The following is a 16881-nucleotide window of genomic DNA, read 5'->3' as shown; positions in this document are numbered from 1 at the left end:
AATACCCCTATGTTTTTCTAATGCTCACCATCATACCATCTCCTACCGGTAAGATTATAGAGTGATAATCAGGATGCTGCATGATGTATTGATTAAAGGTATTAATTTTTCTTACGAGTGCACGACGTCTTCTGCTCTCGATTCCACTTCCATCCACGACATACCCTCTAAAAAGAACATTATCTGTAATAATCATGCCTTCTTGAGACAGCATAGAGGAATAGTGTTCAAAAAAGTTTTGATATTGCCCTTTAGCCGCATCTATAAAAATAAAGTCATATGGAGCATAGTGTGCTACCTGGCTCTGCAATTCATTCGCATCACCTAACAATAAAGTAATTCTATCGTCAAGATGAAGAGCTTTAATATTTTCTTTTGCTATATTGTACCGTTCTTCATCTTTTTCAATACTTATGATCTTGGCTGTCTCACATGCAAGAGCCATTCGGGTAGCAGAATACCCGATTGCTGTCCCCACTTCTAAAATAGTATTCGGTTTTTTCAACCTCACATAAGTCAGTAGGGTTTCAATTCCCGATAATTCCATGATCGGAATATCATGCTGTTTTGCAAATTGCTCCATTCTATCAACATGTTCAGAGCGCGCTGGAATTAAATTTTCGATGTATTGGTTTACTTCATTCGAGACCAAAGTCACACGCCTCCTTCACACTAACCGGTATATTGTAACATAATCTTTTTATGAAGGCGAGAGCATCATAGCTTTCCATACAATTCGATTCCTTAAACTTCAATATAAAAAAAGGATACTGTTAAATAGTATCCTTAAAAAGCGTTATTGTTGTTCTTGCCAAACTTTCCATTCATCTCTGTACTTCTTATAAATGGCATTGTGTTCTTGCAGTGTTTTTGTATAAATAACTTCTCCATTAGGTCTCGCGTAGAAAAAAAGCTCTTCCATTTTTACAGGCTTTAAGGCAGCTTCAATCGACTTCTCACCAGGAGAAGCAATTGGTCCTATAGGAATCCCTTTATTTCGATACGTGTTATAAGGGGAGTCAACTTCCAAATGTTCATATAAAACTTGTACGTTAAAATCTCTTCTAGCATATTTAACGGTAGGATCGGAGTCCAATTTCATCCCTTTTTCTAATCGATTATAAAACACGCCTGCAATCTTCTTTCGGTCTTGTTCTCTTTGAGACTCTTCTTCGATTAAAGAGGCTAACGTAATCATTTCGAACAATGTAAAGCCGCTTTTTTTAGTTTCGTTTTCATGTTTGGCGATTATGGCAGATGATTGTTTGACCATCTTATCGATAATTTCCATTAGTTCTGGCTTCTTCTCTTCAAATTCATAAGTTGCTGGGAAAAGAAATCCTTCAAGAGGATAATAGAGGCCATCCTTATAGATTTCATCTGGTAAAACTTTATATTTGCTCTGAAGTTCCTTCAAAAACGCCTTATCAGCCATTTTTTTAATGATTTCTTCTTTTGGATAATCTGTGTTTTTACTGATTAACTCAGCGATCTGTGGAACATTGAATCCTTCAGGAATCGTTAAGATAAGCTCTGGTTTCTTAAATAATTTACCTTCCTTAAGGGCCCCAATAATTTCAACAAGACTCATAGAAGGCGAAAGCTCATAAACTCCTGCCTGAAAGTCACTTTCTCCTTTAATCCGTGTGTAAAGTTTAAAAAACTGGCCGCTGTTAATAATGCCTTTATCCTCTAGCTCATTACCAATTTTAGTTGTGGAAGATCCGATTGGTATCTCTACAGTTACACTCTTGGTACTATCTGAATCTAGAGGCGCAGTATTTTTGTTGAAATACAAATATGATCCACCTAATATCAATAGTCCTATTCCTACAAATGAAATAAATATCGTTAGAATGATGAATCTTGTTCTTCTCTTTCGTCTGTCACTTATGTAGTTCCCTGATGACTGTAGTTGAAGCATTTTATTTCCCCCTTCCACCTGTTATATTATACGTTTGCTAGCATAAATTGTCGAGATTAGCAGTATTATGGAATTAAAAAAACAAAAAAAAGAAGATGGAGATCTCCACCTTCCTAATTTCTACCCATTCTTATTCCGTTTCGAACTCATCATCTTGGAATGTATTTAACATTTCTTCGATCATGTCCCACTCTTCATCAGTTTCAAGAGGGAAAAGAGCTAGATCGTCTTCTTCTTCGCCTTTTTCTTCATAACGGAATGGGAAAACTTCTACTTCATCTGAATCGTCTTCTTCTGAATCTGCTACAGGAATCGTCACCATGTAGGATTTTCCAGTTTGGTCTACATCGAATTTGAATAGTACTTCGAATAAATTTTCGTCACCGTTCTCATCAGGAATAATAATGCGTTCGCGTTCTTCTTTTGCCATAATTGGCCACCTCATTTTCATTTTTGTTGGCTGTCCATGTACCCTTGCAATATGATTGATGCAGCTAGTTTATCAATCACTTGTTTTCGTTTCTTTCTGCTTACGTCAGCTGAAATTAAAGTGCGTTCAGCTGCCATAGTGGTCAGCCTTTCATCCCATAGGATAACCGAAAGACCCGTTTTACTTTCAAGCTCTTTCGCAAAGTTTTGACATGCCTCTCCACTTGGACCAATCGATCCGTTCATATTTTTAGGAAGGCCGACGACAATTTTGCTTACTTCGTATTGAGCTATAAGCTCTTTTATTCGTTCTAGATCTTCTTCAGGTCGATTGGGACGCCGCCTAATTGTCTCAACCCCTTGTGCTGTCCATCCTAATAAATCAGAAACGGCAACACCTATTGTCTTCGTTCCGACGTCCAATCCAAGCATTCTTGTCATTAACGGCTGCCTTCTTTTTGATTAGAAAGGTAAGACTTCACCAGTTCTTCAATAAGCTCGTCCCGCTCAAGCTTCCGGATCATACTTCTCGCATCGTTATGACGAGGAATATAAGCCGGATCGCCTGAGAGCAAATAACCTACGATTTGATTAATCGGGTTGTATCCTTTATCCTGCAGGGCGTCATAAACAGAAAACAGGACAGTTTCAACATTCGTTTTATAAGCATCATCTTCGTTGAAGTTAAACTTCATCGTTTTGTCCATGGAACTCACTAGCGAACACCTCTTTCTGAAGATCTCCCTTATGGGACAAATTAGTTTCTATCTCTATTGTACATGAAAGAGGAAAGCTTAGGAAACCGTTTTAATCATTTCAACTGCAGAATCTATTCCTTCTTGCAGCTTTTCAGGATCTTTCCCACCAGCTTGAGCCATATCAGGACGGCCTCCGCCCCCTCCGCCGCATTGAACTGCAACTTCTTTAACAAGATTACCCGCATGATACCCTTTTGATACTAAATCTTTTGTTACTCCAGCTACAATGTTCACTTTCCCTGCGTTTTCTGCTCCTAAAATAACAATTCCGCTATGAAGCTTGTTCTTTAAGTCATCAACAATCGTGCGAAGGCCGTTCATATCCATTCCGCTTACTTTCTTCGCGATAACAGAAACGCCATTAATCGTCTGAACTTCATCAACCAAACTTCCTGCTTCCATGTTTCCAATTTTCGCAGCAAGGGATTCTTTTTCTTTTTGCAGTTCACGAATCTGTTCGTTAAGCACATCAATACGCTGAGGAACATCTTTTAGGTTCGTTTTTAATTTTGATGCTGTGTCTTTCAAGAGTTGAACTTGACCGTTCATCAGGCGATATGCATTTTCTCCTGTTACAGCTTCAATTCGGCGAGTTCCAGCACCAATTCCTGATTCTGAAACGATCTTAAACAATCCGATCTCAGCGGTATTGTTCACGTGGCACCCACCGCAAAGTTCTAAGCTATAGTCTCCCACTTTTACAACACGAACCGTCTCACCATATTTTTCACCGAATAAAGCCATTGCTCCCATAGCCTTTGCTTCGTTGATGTTTTTAACCATCTTTTCTACAGGGATGTTACTCCATACTTTTTCGTTCACAATCTCCTCAATCTTTTCAAGCTCTTCTGAAGAGATGCTTCCGAAATGAGTGAAGTCAAAGCGTAGACGACCTTCTTGTACTAAAGAACCCGCCTGATTGACATGTGATCCAAGCACATCTTTTAATGCTTGGTGAAGAAGATGGGTAGCCGTATGGTTCTTCACTACTTTTGCGCGAATCTCAGGGTCTACCTGAACGGAAACTTCCATATTATTTTCAAGTACACCTTGTTCAACAATTACGGTGTGCAGGTTTTGTCCGTTTGGCGCTTTTTGGACATCTTTCACTATTAATGTAAGTTCTTTACCCGTTATCGTTCCTTGGTCAGCGATCTGGCCACCGCTTTCTGCATAAAAAGGTGTCACATCTAGGATGACTTGTGCTTCTTCTCCTGAAGCTACCATTGCAATTCGCTCACCATATTGAAGAACTTCAAGAATTTTCGCTTCCCCTGATAAGTGATCATAACCAGAGAACTCGCTTTTTGCTGTGATATCAGAAAGCACTCCACCTTGAACTTGCATGCTGTCCACTTCTTGTCTTGCAGCTCGAGCACGTTCACGCTGCGCTTTCATCTCATTTTCAAAGCCCTCTAGATCGACATCCATTCCATTTTCAGCCGCATACTCTTGCGTAAGCTCGAATGGGAAACCAAATGTATCGTAAAGCTTGAAAGCATCTTTACCTGAAATAACGGTCTTTCCAGCAGCTTTTTCTTTCGCCATTACGTCTTCTAAGATTGCAAGACCTTCGTTGATCGTTTCATGGAATCTCTCTTCTTCGGTCTTAATGACTCTTTGAATGAAAGGAACTTTTTCTTTTACTTCTGGGTAAAAGTCAACCATGATCTCTGCAACAGTCGGAACAAGTTCAAACATAAAAGGCTTGTTGATATTGATCTTTTTTGCAAAACGAATCGCTCGTCTGATCAAGCGTCGAAGGATATAGCCTCTTCCCTCATTTGATGGAAGAGCACTGTCACCGATGGCAAAACTAACTGTACGCACATGGTCAGCGATCACTTTAAACGCTGTATCTGTTTCTGTGCTTAAACCGTAAGACGTATCAGAAAGCTTTTCCGTTTCCTTAATGATCGGCATGAAAAGGTCTGTCTCAAAGTTCGTCTTCGTATCTTGAATAACAGACACCATTCTTTCAAGACCCATTCCTGTATCAATGTTTTTCTTAGGAAGTGGCGTATACGTGCCGTCTGGGTTGTGGTTGAACTGTGAGAACACCAGATTCCATACTTCCAGATATCTGTCGTTCTCACCACCAGGATATAGTTCAGGATCAGATGTATCGTTACCGTAAGATTGACCGCGATCATAAAAGATTTCGGTGTTTGGTCCACTAGGGCCTTCTCCAATATCCCAGAAGTTCCCCTCTAAACGAATGATGCGCTCTTCTGGCAATCCCACTTGTTTCGTCCAGATATCAAACGCTTCTTCATCTTCTGGGTGAATGGTTACTGACAGCTTCTCCGGATCAAATCCAATCCATTTCTCGCTCGTAAGAAATTCCCATGCCCATAGAATGGCTTCCACCTTGAAATAATCTCCAATTGAAAAATTCCCTAACATTTCAAAGAAGGTATGATGTCTTGCTGTAATTCCGACGTTTTCAATGTCATTTGTACGGATGGATTTTTGTGCGTTCGTAATACGCGGATTATCAGGAATCACTCTACCGTCAAAGTACTTTTTCAGTGTAGCAACACCACTGTTGATCCATAGCAGCGTCGGATCTTCATGTGGAACAAGAGACGCACTAGGTTCCACTCGATGTCCTTTTTCTTTGAAAAAATCGAGGAACAATTGTCTGACTTCAGCTGACGTCAATGTTTTCATTTTGTTTTAGTCTCCTTTAAAGTTTTTTCGTTTTAAGAGAAATAAAAAAACTCCCATCCCTAAAAACAGGGACGAGAGTTTTGAATTCACGCGGTACCACCCTGGTTACATGCAAAGAACATGTCACCTTGATATAGCCATAACGCGGCATAACGGCAGATTTTTTGTTCTGCTCTCCAGAGTAGCTTTCCGTTTTCCTTCTTCCTAAAACATCTTTCAGCCGGTGGATGTCTCTCTCTTATTGGAAGGTCTAAAACGTACTTATCTCTATCAACGATTTTACTCTTCTAGCGCTAGTATACTTTTTTTTATTCAGACTTGTCAATCGAATGTCTTAATCTATGTTCTCTTATGTGCATAACGATAACCTTGATCACACTAAATACAGGCACTGCTAAGATCATCCCCGGTACACCCGCAAGTTCTCCTCCTAAAAGAAGAGAGAATATAATAAAAACGGGATGGATATGAAGATTTCTTCCAACGATGAACGGACCTAAAATATTACCTTCAATAAATTGCAGAACAAGCATGATTCCTACGGTGATCCATACCATTTTCCAAGAGATAGTAAGAGCGATCAGAATGACAGGAATCGCTCCCAATATGGGACCGAAATAAGGAATAATGTCTGTTATGGCAATTACAATACCTAAAAGAATGGGATAGGGCATACCAACGATCCATAGAGAAATCATTGCGGCTGCACCTAGTATCGCTCCTACAAATAATTGTCCTCTTATGTAGCCTCCTAATGAACTGTCGATGTCTTCTAGGAGATGCTTCCCTTCTTCCCGAAATCTGCGTGGCGTTAAATACCAGCAAGCCTTTTTCATTTTTTCAAAATCATTTAAAAAATAAAAGACTAAAAAAGGAACGACAATAATGACGAAAAAGTAATCAACAATCTTTTTTAATGAAAAAATAGCATTTGTTAAAATATTTTGTGCATTCGTTTCCGTTTTCAAAATATATTGTTCAATCTTTGAATGAACAGAATGAGGAAGTACTGACATGCTCTTATCAATTTTATATAAAATTTCTTTATAGTCTTTTGCGAGTAATGGTACATTTTCAAGAAGTTCTTTTAATTGAACAACAAAGTACGGAAACCCTTTTACTGCAGCAAACCCTAATCCTCCAAAGAATAGAAAATAAATGGAAAGGATAGCGACAAACCTTGGAACTCCTTTATTGTGTACATATTCTACAACCGGGTGAAGGAGATATGTAATGAGTGCAGCCAGGAAAAACGGTAGAAATACACCTCTTAACGCCTTTAAAAGCGGGGCATAGAGCGGATTCAGTTTCATCAGCAGGTATAAACATAAAAACAACAATAAAAGCAGTGACAGTCTGTATACCCACCTCATGCGATTATCCTTTGTCATGTTCTCACCCTTTTCTTAAAAAACCCCGTCTAGAACAAGACGGGGAATACGTTTAATTAATGGCTTTTGCGATTCTTCTTCTGATTCTTTTTACACGTCTCGATGTCCAAAAATCACCGATATCCAAAAAGTTCATCGACATTCTAGACATCCTTCTGTTTCTCATCGCAAAGGTTGCCGCTCCAATACCAAGTGCGAAAAGAGAACTCATCGTCCTATTCATGCTTTATCACCTCGACATCAGAGTTGTACTTAAGAAGAACTTTCTCTATAGGTTAGATCGTGGTCTTCAAATAAGTCATCGAGTGATGTTAATGAGCCGTCTTCTTCCACCTGATGAAGGGACAGTCTTCCTTTAACAATGGAAAGCTCAATAAAACAGTTCCAGCAATAATACTGGTTCACTCCGATTTTCCCAATATCTTTTCGACTGCAGTTCGGACACTCCACTTGCTCTCTCTCCTTTAATTTTACTTTTACAAGGGTGCCCCGAATCTGCTCAAAATATACGTTCATATTGGTTTGAAGTCTAACTAAGACCTATAGAAAAGCAAAAAAAGAAATGTCCGATAAGATGACATTCGTTCATCCTTCGAACATTCCTAGTTTGTTTCTTTAAAGAGTGTATCATTCATCATATCTTTTTCCAGTAAGGTTTCCTCTAGTCGAACTTTTAGCCCTGAATACCGTTCCGATTCATCAGACCGTTGTACCGCCCAGGAGAATGCCTCTTGTTCACCGCATAGGATTAAATATTCTTTGCTTCTCGTAATCGCTGTATAGATTAAATTGCGTTTTAGCATTCGATAATAACTTTTTACGACAGGAAGTATCACGATTGGATATTCACTGCCTTGAGATTTATGTATAGAACAACAAAATGCATGGGTAAAGTGATGAAATTCACTTCGTTTGTACGTTACTTCAATCTCATCAAAGCTTATTACGATCTGATCTTCTTTGTCGGTATTCTCCTTCGCATATATAACCGCAACGATTTCGCCTATATCCCCGTTAAACACATTATCTTCTGGCTGATTGACCAGTTGAAGCACCTTGTCTCCCTTACGGTAAAAGCTTTGAGCTACTTGCAGCTGCCGCTGTTTTTCCTTTTCTGGATTGAACAATCGCTGAAGTTCCATGTTTAAGCGATCGATGCCTATCGGCCCTTTATACATAGGCGCAAGCACTTGAATATCACGTGATGAGTAGCCTTTTTTAATGGCATTTTCACAAACTTGCATGATGACTTGAAACACTTGCTCCCCAGAACAAGGAAAAAAACGTCTGTCTTTTTGAGGAGTAAGCAGATCTTTCGGTACGTTCCCTTTTTTCATATCATGTGCAAGACGAATGATGGAAGAACCTTCAGCCTGTCTGTAAATGTCTGTCAAGCGCGACTGTGGAATATGTGTAGAACTTAACAAATCTTTCAAAACCTGCCCAGGTCCAACAGAGGGAAGCTGATCTTCATCTCCGACAAAAATGACTTGAATATGCTTGGGAAGTGCTTTTGAAAGAGAATACGCCAGCCATATATCGACCATAGACATTTCATCAACAATGAGCAGCTTTCCTTCAATTGGTTCTTCTTCATTTTTTTCAAAATGACCTGCACCTCTCCAGCCCAACAAACGGTGAATGGTATGAGCCGGAATTCCAGTTGACTCTGTCATTCGCTTTGCGGCGCGACCTGTTGGGGCAACAAGAAGTACGGGAAATGGTTCTTTTTTCCCCCTGTAATCATCAGGGTTTAGACTTATACCGTGAATCTCACTGTACAACTCGACAATCCCTTTTATTACGGTTGTTTTTCCTGTTCCTGGACCACCGGTTAACACCATTAGTGATGAGGTTAGAGCTTTTTTTATCGCCTCTTTTTGGGTCTTTGCATAGTTGATCTTTAGGCGCTCTTCTAAGTTTGTTAATTCTGTTTCGATTTTTTCATGAGGAATCTCGTAATCCGATTCCTGACTCTGTAACAATTGATTTATTTTCTGAGCAAATCCACGTTCTGCGTAATAAAGGGAAGGTAAATAGACGACATTTTCTTTTAAGATAATTCTTTTTTCTGTTTCCATGTCATGAATTTCCCTGAAAATACTCATTTCATCGACTGTGTTTTTTCCGTCAGCTAATAATTTTCTTACACCTTCGAGCAAATCTTCAACAGGCAAATAGGAATGGCCGAGCTCTGTGCCTTGATCTCTTAAAATGAAGTGGCATGCGGCTTGTATTCTTTCAGGATGATTCACTTGCATGCCGTTACCTTTCGCGATTTCGTCTGCTCGGTGAAATCCGATGCCAGGGACATCCTCAATCAAACGATACGGCTCATTTTTTATGACAGAAACCGAATCATCTTTATAGGTCTGAAAAATTTTCATGGCAAGTTGCGGGCCGATTCCATACGGCTGCACGACCATCATAACTTGATCCAGCCCTCTATTCTGAAGGAGGCTATCATATAGGTTTTTAGCCTGTTCTTCAGTAAGCTTTGGAATTTGACTAATATAATCAGGGGTTTCCAGGAGCTTTTGAATTGCATCATCTCCCATGACCTCTACGATATGTTCAGCCGTTTTTTTTCCGATTCCTTTAAACAAATCACTCGAAAGGTATTGAATCATGGCTTCACGTGACTGAGGCATTTCTTTTTTGAAGAATTCTACTTCATATTGTTTTCCATATTTCGGATGGTCTTTGAATTTACCATAAAACAAATATTGTTCGTCTTCTCTTAAAGGAGGAAGAATGCCTGTGATCATGGCTTCTTTTTCATTATAATCCTCATTCGTCTCTTTAACCCTGACTCGTGCAACCGTATATAGACTCTCTGATTGATGATAGACCGTTACGATCAACGTCCCTTTAATATATCCATTCGTTTCATCTTGCAAGTTAAAGGAAGGCTGCTGTGCCATAAAGCACCCCCTTTTATTATTTGGTATTCTTGTTTTCGATATTTCTCTTTCCATTCCCTGCTAAGTAATGGTCTGGCTGGATGACTAAGGCTTTTTCAAAAGCTGAAAGTGCTTCTTGATCGCGATCAAAAAAACTTAAAGATACGCCAAGGTTATACCACGCATCGGCATGCTTTTTGTTTTGCTTAGTAACTTTTTCAAACGTCGTTAATGCTGATTTAACATCACCTGTTTTCGCCTGGCACAATCCAAACTGAAACAAGGCTTCATAATCATCCTTGTTTAATTCCACAGCACGCATTAAATATGGAAAAGCAAGTCGATTTTCTCCCATCGATACAAAAGACATTCCCGTCATGAAATGCGTATCTGAATCTTGAAGTCCGCCTTTAATTGCTTCTTGAAACAATTGAGCCGCTTTGGAAAATTGTTCAAGGTGATAGCACGCAATTCCTGCCCCGTATAATGCAGCTGCAGCATCACTGTTGAGTGACAAAGCTTTATCAAAAAAGTGTATCGCTTTTTCATGTTCATGAACGGCAGAAAGCAGATTTCCAAAATTAATATAATGAACCGGGTTTTCGGGATCTCTCTCAATCATCGATTCAAGGCTTTTAGCTGCCTCTTCAAATTTTCCCTTTTTTAAATACTCAAGTCCTTTTGATGGCTCCATCTTCATACCCCCATCTTTATTTCCTTCCAAAGTATATCAAATCGTGGCTCGTGGCGCACAATGTTTTATAGCTCTACTCGGTCGTTATCGCTCGTAAAGTTCGGTTATCGCTCGCCCAGCGAGAAAAAAACTCCCAAGGCGAGTACAAAGCCCTCTGGAAAGCACTTTTTATCCTCTTTTACCTCTTTCTAAATCCAAAAAAATTGACTACCCAGGATTTCTCAACCCCAGATAGTCAGCTTTTTTTATAAATATGTGATCGCTTCATCGTTTTTATATACGGTGTCTATCGTCGCTCCGCCTAAACAAACATCCCCATCGTAAAATACAACGGCTTGCCCTGGAGTGATCGCTCTTTGTGGTTCATCAAAGACAACATGAAGTGTTCCGTCTTCCATGACATGAACGGTTACACCCATGTCTGGCTGGCGGTATCTAAACTTCGCTGTACATTTAAACGAAGAAGGCACTGCTTGATCAGAAACAAAACTTGCTTGCACAGCTTTTAAACTGTCTGAATACAGAAGTTCATTATGAAATCCTTGTTCAACGTACAAAACATTCTGTTCCAGATTCTTTCCTACTACAAACCAAGGTTCACCACTTCCGCCTATCCCTAAGCCGTGGCGTTGACCGATCGTATGATACATCAAACCATCGTGTCTGCCTTTAACTTCACCTTGCATCGTTTGCATTTCACCCGGTTTTGCAGGAAGATACTGACTTAGGAACTCTTTAAAGTCTTTTTCCCCAATGAAGCAAATGCCCGTTGAATCTTTTTTCTTTGCAGTAGCGAGTCCCGCTTTTTCTGCAATTTTACGTATCTCAGGCTTTTTAAGTTCACCAATTGGAAACAAAACTCTTTTTAATTGCTCTTGTGAAAGCTGATTGAGGAAATACGTCTGGTCTTTATTCTCATCAACCCCGCGAAGCATTTTTACTTCTCCATCTATTTCAGCCACTCTTGCATAGTGGCCAGTTGCAACATAATCAGCACCTAAATTCATGGCGTGCTCTAAGAAAGCTTTAAATTTAATCTCCTTGTTGCACATAACATCAGGATTAGGTGTTCGTCCTGCTTTATATTCTTCCAAAAAGTACGTGAATACTTTATCCCAGTATTCTTTTTCAAAATTCACAGCGTAATAAGGAATGCCGATCTGGTTACAAACCGCAATCACATCATTATAATCTTCGGTTGCCGTACATACACCGTTTTCATCGGTATCATCCCAGTTTTTCATAAAGATCCCGATTACGTCATAGCCTTGCTCTTTTAGTAAAAGTGCGGCAACGGATGAATCAACACCGCCACTCATTCCGATTACAACTCGTGTATCTTGAGGTGCCTTCTTGTTTGATTCTGTTTGCATCATGTTCACCTCATTTCTTCATATGACAAACATTGTAACTTATTTTGTTAAACGTTTCACGATTTTTGCTGTCTCCATAGCTGCATATTCTATATCTTGTATCGTATTAGCATAACCAAAACTGAATCGGACTGACGATTTTGTACGTTCATCCTCTCCAAACATAGCCGTTAATACATGTGACGGCTCAAGTGAACCTGCTGTACAAGCTGACCCGCTTGAAGCCGCGATTCCTGCTAGATCGAGGTTAACTAGAAGAACTTCCGTTTTCACTCCAGGAAAGCTAACATTGAGAATATGTGGCAAATAGTATTCCTGACTTCCATTTTCTAAAAAAGGGACATCTTCGTCATTCCATAGCTTTTTCATCGTTTCCCTAAAATTTACATATTGTGTGTACCGTTCATCCCGGTCGTTTTGCGCAAGGACAGCCGCTTTGTGAAGACCAGCGATTCCTGCTACATTTTCCGTACCCGCTCTGCGTTTTCTTTCTTGTTCCCCGCCGAAGCCTTGCGGTAGAAACGGAACACCTTCCTTAACGTAAAGAAAGCCTGTCCCTTTCGGACTGTTGATCTTATGCCCCGAAGCACTCATTAAGTCTATGTTCACTTCTTTTACATCGATAGAGATTAAACCATAAGCCTGAACGGCATCCGTATGAAAAGGAATGTCTTTTTCTTTTAATAATAGTCCGATCTCTTCAATATCTTGCATAGTACCTGTTTCATTGTTGCAGTACATGATGGATACAAGGATCGTATCGTCTCTAAGCTCACGATTTAATTCCTCTAAAGAGATCCGGCCATTTTCATCTACAGGCAAATACGTAACATCGAAGCCTCTTTTCTCTAGCTCATGAAAGGTATGAAGAACAGCATGATGTTCTACTGCCGTTGTAATAACATGCTTTCCTTTTTCCTCCAATGCAGAAGCAACACCTAAAATCGCCAGATTATCACTTTCAGTACCTCCGCTTGTAAAAATAATTTCATTGCGAGAAGCACCGATAGAAGCTGCAATAGCCGTACGTGCATCGTCCAGCACTTTTCTAGTACGCCTTCCATACTGATGAATGCTAGAAGGGTTGCCAAAATGCTCCGTTAGATAAGGAATCATCACTTCTACAACCTCTGGATGAACAGGTGAGGTTGCTGCATGATCCAAGTAAACGTTTTTCATCATCAAATTCCTTCCTATATATAAAACATATAGGCGTCCTGTGCGCCTTCATCCTCATAATTTGCCAAGTCTTGTAATGTAGTAGAGTCAAGAACATCTTTAACAGCATCACGAATCTTTATCCATAAGTTCCTCTTGGCAGGTTCTTCATCATCCATTACTTCTACAGGAGAGATTGGTCCTTCAAGAACACGAATGATATCCCCTGCTGTAATTGTCTCAGCTTCTTTAGCTAAAATATATCCGCCGTATGCACCTCTTATACTTTTAACTAGCCCTGCATTTCGAAGCGGGGCGATTAGCTGCTCTAAATAATGCTCCGATAAGTCATATTCTTTAGCAATTAATTTTAACGCGATCGGGCCTTCACCTGATCTCTTTGCTAATGCTATCATGATGGTTAACCCGTATCGGCCTTTTGTTGATATTTTCATATTGTACCCTCCGTTCTAAAGAAAACTTCACTAATTTCTGACACAAGGGAAGGGTCTTGCCCACAATCCCCCCAATCGTTAAACAAAAAAGAATCGTACCGAATGAGATAGGTCCTTTAAGTACCCAGCCGAAAAACAGAACAAACAGCTCCATATATAAACGAATTCGAGATACTTTAATGCCAAATTTTTCTGTGAGGGCCAACATCAAACTATCTCTTGGTCCTGCACCGCAATTCGAGGAGATATATAGACCTATTCCAAACCCTAAAATAAGAATTCCTATCAAAAGGTATAACCATTTTCCAACGAACGTCATTGGATCTGGAAAGATAGGTAGCCATAAATAAAAATCAATAAACAAACCTACAAACACCATATTTAAAAAAGCTCCGGATTGCGGAAACTTTTTGGTCAATAATGCCGTAGCTAAAATAACGAAAAAACCCATAATGATCGACCATGTGCCTATCGTTAATCCAAACTGTGTAAACAAACCGATGTGCAGAACATCCCAAGGAGCACTTCCCAGTTCAGCTTTAATCATGAGAGCAATTCCGAAGGCCATGATAAATAACCCAATAAAAAACACTGACCATTCAAACAGAAACATGCTCGATCGTGATTGCTTATGGTCTCTCATTATTTTAAATTCCTTCCTGTAAAGAACCTTCTATGCAACTTTGCGTATAATCTAAAGCTTATTATAGCATGAAATTGTTTCATCTTGCATGAAGGACTGTTGTATAGTATGGTCATATGACAATTAGAACAAGTGTACGGAAGGATGACACGAATGGACTTGTTTACTTATCGAGATGAAAGCTCTGATTCCTTAAAGAGGCCACTTGCCAATAGAATGAGACCCCGAAAAATTCATGAGTTCATTGGCCAGGAACATATTGCAGGTGAAGGAAAGCTGCTACGAAGAGCAATAGAAGCCGATCAGCTGACTCCTATGATATTTTTTGGACCTCCTGGAACAGGAAAGACAACATTAGCAAGAATTATTGCCAATTCAACATCTGCTTGGTTTGAACAATTAAATGCAGTCACATCTGGCGTGGCTGATTTAAAAACCGTTATGGGTGCTGCGAAAGAACGGCTTTTACTAGAAGATAAAAAAACGGTGCTTTTTATCGATGAGATCCACAGATTTAATAAGAATCAGCAAGATGCCTTACTGCCTTATGTTGAGGATGGGACTGTTATCCTAATCGGAGCAACGACAGAAAGCCCCATGTTTGAAATTAATCCTGCTCTCTTATCCAGGTCTCGTCTGTTTCGATTTGAGCCTTTAACCGCTGTGCATATCTCCATGATTATTGACCAAGCTTTAAGTGACCAAGAAAGAGGATATGGAAAATATCGAGTCAAAATGGATAATGAGGCTAAGGAGCATATCGTATCCGTAGCAAATGGAGATGCAAGAACTGCTCTCAATGCAGTGGAACTCGCCGTTTTGACCACTAAGCCTGACAAGAATGGCGATCTGATTATTTCACTTGAAATAGCTGAGGAATCCATCCAGCAACGCGTGCTTCAATATGATAAAAAAGGAGACAATCATTATGATACGGTCTCTGCCTTTATTAAGAGTATACGAGGTTCCGATCCTGATGCTGCTCTTTACTGGCTTGCAAAAATGATTTATGCGGGAGAAGATCCGCGATTTATTTCCCGCCGACTCATGGTACATGCCGCAGAAGACATCGGGCTTGCAGATCCTAACGCATTGCTTATAGCGCAAGCAGCCAGTTATGCAGCTGATTTTATCGGGATGCCAGAAGCCAGAATCCCACTAGCTGAAGCGACCCTTTATCTTGCCACCGCACCGAAGAGCAATAAAGTGATCGTTGGGATTGATAAAGCTTTAGACGCTGTAAAGAAAGAGAAAACAGGTCTCGTACCGCTTCATTTACGCGATGCTCATTATAAAGGAGCAAAAGATTTAAACCATGGAACGGACTATAAATATCCTCACCAGTTTGAAGACGGGTATGTGCCTCAAGAATATTTGCCAAAGCATTTACAAGGCAAAACATTTTATGAGCCTACAGAACGCGGTTATGAAAAAAATATAAAGAGACGTTTGGATTATTTCGATGAACGGAAAAAAAACGGCGACTAAATCTATGAGTCTCTTATCACTTTTCATATCCAGCTCAAACGATCCGGATTTTTCATTTCCTTAACTTATCAAACTAGCAAAATTTTATCTTCTCTGTGTATAGGATTCTCTCTCTTTGGTAAACATGAAAATAGTAAATGAATATTTTTTAAGCTAAGGAGAGGATTTTCGTGTCTAAAATTAGACAGGACGCATGGTCAGAAGAAGATGACCTGCTATTGGCTGAAACGGTATTGCGCCATGTCCGTGAAGGTAGTACGCAGCTTCATGCCTTTGAAGAAGTTGGAGATAAACTAGAGCGGACAAGTGCAGCTGTTGGGTTTCGTTGGAATGCAATTGTCAGAAAAAAATATGAACAAGCTTTAAAGATTGCTAAGAAGCAAAGAAAAGAGCGGCAGCGCGCTTTAGCAAAATCACAGCAACAACAGCCGAAACCTATGTCAAAGCCTGCGGCACCTGCTGCTCAGGCTCCGCAGATGCATGATGATGAAACCTATCATCCAGAGGAATTCTTTAAATCAGCTTATACGTATGATAGACAAGTCACACAATCACAGAACACATTCGAAAAACAGACTGAAACTTCGCCAGTTGTAGAACAATCGTCATCGATGATAACGAACTCTGCTTACCAAAAGCCACAACCTAGCAAACAAGAGGATTTGACGCTTGATGAAGTGATAGACTTCCTAACTGGATTAAAAAGAAACGGAATGTCTAGTGGAAAGCTTGTTCAGGAAAACATGGAGCTTCGCTTGCAGATGAACGAATTGCTGCAACAAAATAAAGTGATGAAAGAGCAGCTTACGATACTGGAAAGAGAGCATCAAACCGTTCAAGAAGATTATCAAGCTCTTATCCAGATCATGGACCGTGCTAGAAAGATGGTTTTGTTTCAAGATGACGAAACCAACCCAAACCAAAGCTTTCGTATGGACAAGAATGGTAATTTAGAAAAGCTTGCAAAATAAAAGAAGCTGGCACAAAGGTTT

Annotated in this window: 17 protein-coding genes and 1 other annotated feature; of the genes, 2 read left to right on the top strand and 15 right to left on the bottom strand. The window is 39.8% G+C overall.

Features of this window, described 5'->3' with window-relative positions; genetic code table 11:
• Nucleotides 1-7: 7 nt before the first annotated feature.
• The 15 genes from KUV80_RS01825 to KUV80_RS01755 form a co-directional block, all read right to left on the bottom strand.
• Nucleotides 8-652 carry an O-methyltransferase gene (locus KUV80_RS01825; RefSeq protein WP_246625004.1) on the bottom strand — a complete coding sequence of 215 codons (645 nt, stop codon included), beginning with the start codon at nt 650-652 and terminating at the stop codon, nt 8-10.
• A 144-nt stretch (nt 653-796) separates the two neighbouring features.
• Complete coding sequence (mltG, locus tag KUV80_RS01820; RefSeq protein WP_222460980.1) at nt 797-1924, bottom strand: endolytic transglycosylase MltG; 1128 nt, start codon at nt 1922-1924, stop codon at nt 797-799.
• 130 nt (nt 1925-2054) lie between these two features.
• Nucleotides 2055-2354: a DUF1292 domain-containing protein gene (locus tag KUV80_RS01815; RefSeq protein ID WP_222460979.1), complete on the bottom strand. Its 300-nt coding sequence runs from the start codon at nt 2352-2354 to the stop codon at nt 2055-2057.
• 17 nt (nt 2355-2371) lie between these two features.
• Complete coding sequence (gene ruvX, locus KUV80_RS01810; RefSeq protein ID WP_222460978.1) at nt 2372-2794, bottom strand: Holliday junction resolvase RuvX; 423 nt, start codon at nt 2792-2794, stop codon at nt 2372-2374.
• Nucleotides 2794-3069 carry an IreB family regulatory phosphoprotein gene (locus tag KUV80_RS01805; RefSeq protein ID WP_130294733.1) on the bottom strand — a complete coding sequence of 92 codons (276 nt, stop codon included), beginning with the start codon at nt 3067-3069 and terminating at the stop codon, nt 2794-2796. The genes ruvX and KUV80_RS01805 overlap by 1 nt, the downstream gene beginning before the upstream one ends.
• A gap of 78 nt (nt 3070-3147) precedes the next feature.
• On the bottom strand, nt 3148-5784 hold the full coding sequence (gene alaS / locus KUV80_RS01800; RefSeq protein ID WP_222460977.1) for an alanine--tRNA ligase: 2637 nt from the start codon (nt 5782-5784) through the stop codon (nt 3148-3150).
• Between the two features lie 64 nt (nt 5785-5848).
• Nucleotides 5849-6067, bottom strand: a binding site (T-box leader).
• Between the two features lie 25 nt (nt 6068-6092).
• Entirely contained in the window at nt 6093-7175 is a 1083-nt protein-coding gene (locus tag KUV80_RS01795; RefSeq protein WP_222460976.1) for an AI-2E family transporter, read from the bottom strand.
• A gap of 52 nt (nt 7176-7227) precedes the next feature.
• The gene (locus KUV80_RS01790) at nt 7228-7398 is read right to left on the bottom strand and encodes a DUF3918 family protein (RefSeq protein WP_222460975.1); all 171 of its coding nucleotides are present in this window, start codon (nt 7396-7398) and stop codon (nt 7228-7230) included.
• A gap of 29 nt (nt 7399-7427) precedes the next feature.
• Entirely contained in the window at nt 7428-7625 is a 198-nt protein-coding gene (locus tag KUV80_RS01785) for a hypothetical protein (RefSeq protein WP_222460974.1), read from the bottom strand.
• A 152-nt stretch (nt 7626-7777) separates the two neighbouring features.
• Nucleotides 7778-10099 carry an SF1B family DNA helicase RecD2 gene (recD2, locus tag KUV80_RS01780; protein ID WP_222460973.1) on the bottom strand — a complete coding sequence of 774 codons (2322 nt, stop codon included), beginning with the start codon at nt 10097-10099 and terminating at the stop codon, nt 7778-7780.
• A 16-nt stretch (nt 10100-10115) separates the two neighbouring features.
• The gene (locus tag KUV80_RS01775) at nt 10116-10772 is read right to left on the bottom strand and encodes a tetratricopeptide repeat protein (RefSeq protein WP_222460972.1); all 657 of its coding nucleotides are present in this window, start codon (nt 10770-10772) and stop codon (nt 10116-10118) included.
• 245 nt (nt 10773-11017) lie between these two features.
• Nucleotides 11018-12145 carry a tRNA 2-thiouridine(34) synthase MnmA gene (mnmA, locus tag KUV80_RS01770; RefSeq protein WP_222460971.1) on the bottom strand — a complete coding sequence of 376 codons (1128 nt, stop codon included), beginning with the start codon at nt 12143-12145 and terminating at the stop codon, nt 11018-11020.
• Nucleotides 12146-12184: 39 nt separating this feature from the next.
• Nucleotides 12185-13324, bottom strand: coding sequence for a cysteine desulfurase family protein (locus KUV80_RS01765; protein WP_222462226.1), 1140 nt, complete (start codon nt 13322-13324; stop codon nt 12185-12187).
• Nucleotides 13325-13338: 14 nt separating this feature from the next.
• Nucleotides 13339-13758, bottom strand: a complete 420-nt coding sequence (cymR, locus tag KUV80_RS01760; RefSeq protein WP_222460970.1) for a cysteine metabolism transcriptional regulator CymR — start codon at nt 13756-13758, stop codon at nt 13339-13341.
• Nucleotides 13691-14401 carry a YczE/YyaS/YitT family protein gene (locus KUV80_RS01755; RefSeq protein ID WP_222460969.1) on the bottom strand — a complete coding sequence of 237 codons (711 nt, stop codon included), beginning with the start codon at nt 14399-14401 and terminating at the stop codon, nt 13691-13693. The genes cymR and KUV80_RS01755 overlap by 68 nt, the downstream gene beginning before the upstream one ends.
• A gap of 153 nt (nt 14402-14554) precedes the next feature.
• Between KUV80_RS01755 and KUV80_RS01750 the strand changes: the two genes are divergently transcribed.
• Entirely contained in the window at nt 14555-15889 is a 1335-nt protein-coding gene (locus KUV80_RS01750) for an AAA family ATPase (RefSeq protein WP_222460968.1), read from the top strand.
• Nucleotides 15890-16059: 170 nt separating this feature from the next.
• Nucleotides 16060-16860: an RsfA family transcriptional regulator gene (locus KUV80_RS01745; protein WP_222460967.1), complete on the top strand. Its 801-nt coding sequence runs from the start codon at nt 16060-16062 to the stop codon at nt 16858-16860.
• The last annotated feature ends 21 nt before the right edge of the window (nt 16861-16881 follow it).

Source organism: Fictibacillus nanhaiensis (assembly GCF_019801215.1).
Classification (GTDB): Bacteria; Bacillota; Bacilli; order Bacillales; family Fictibacillaceae; genus Fictibacillus; species Fictibacillus nanhaiensis_C.
Note: the sequence above shows the minus strand (reverse complement) of the source record. Positions and strands in the feature narration are given on the sequence as shown.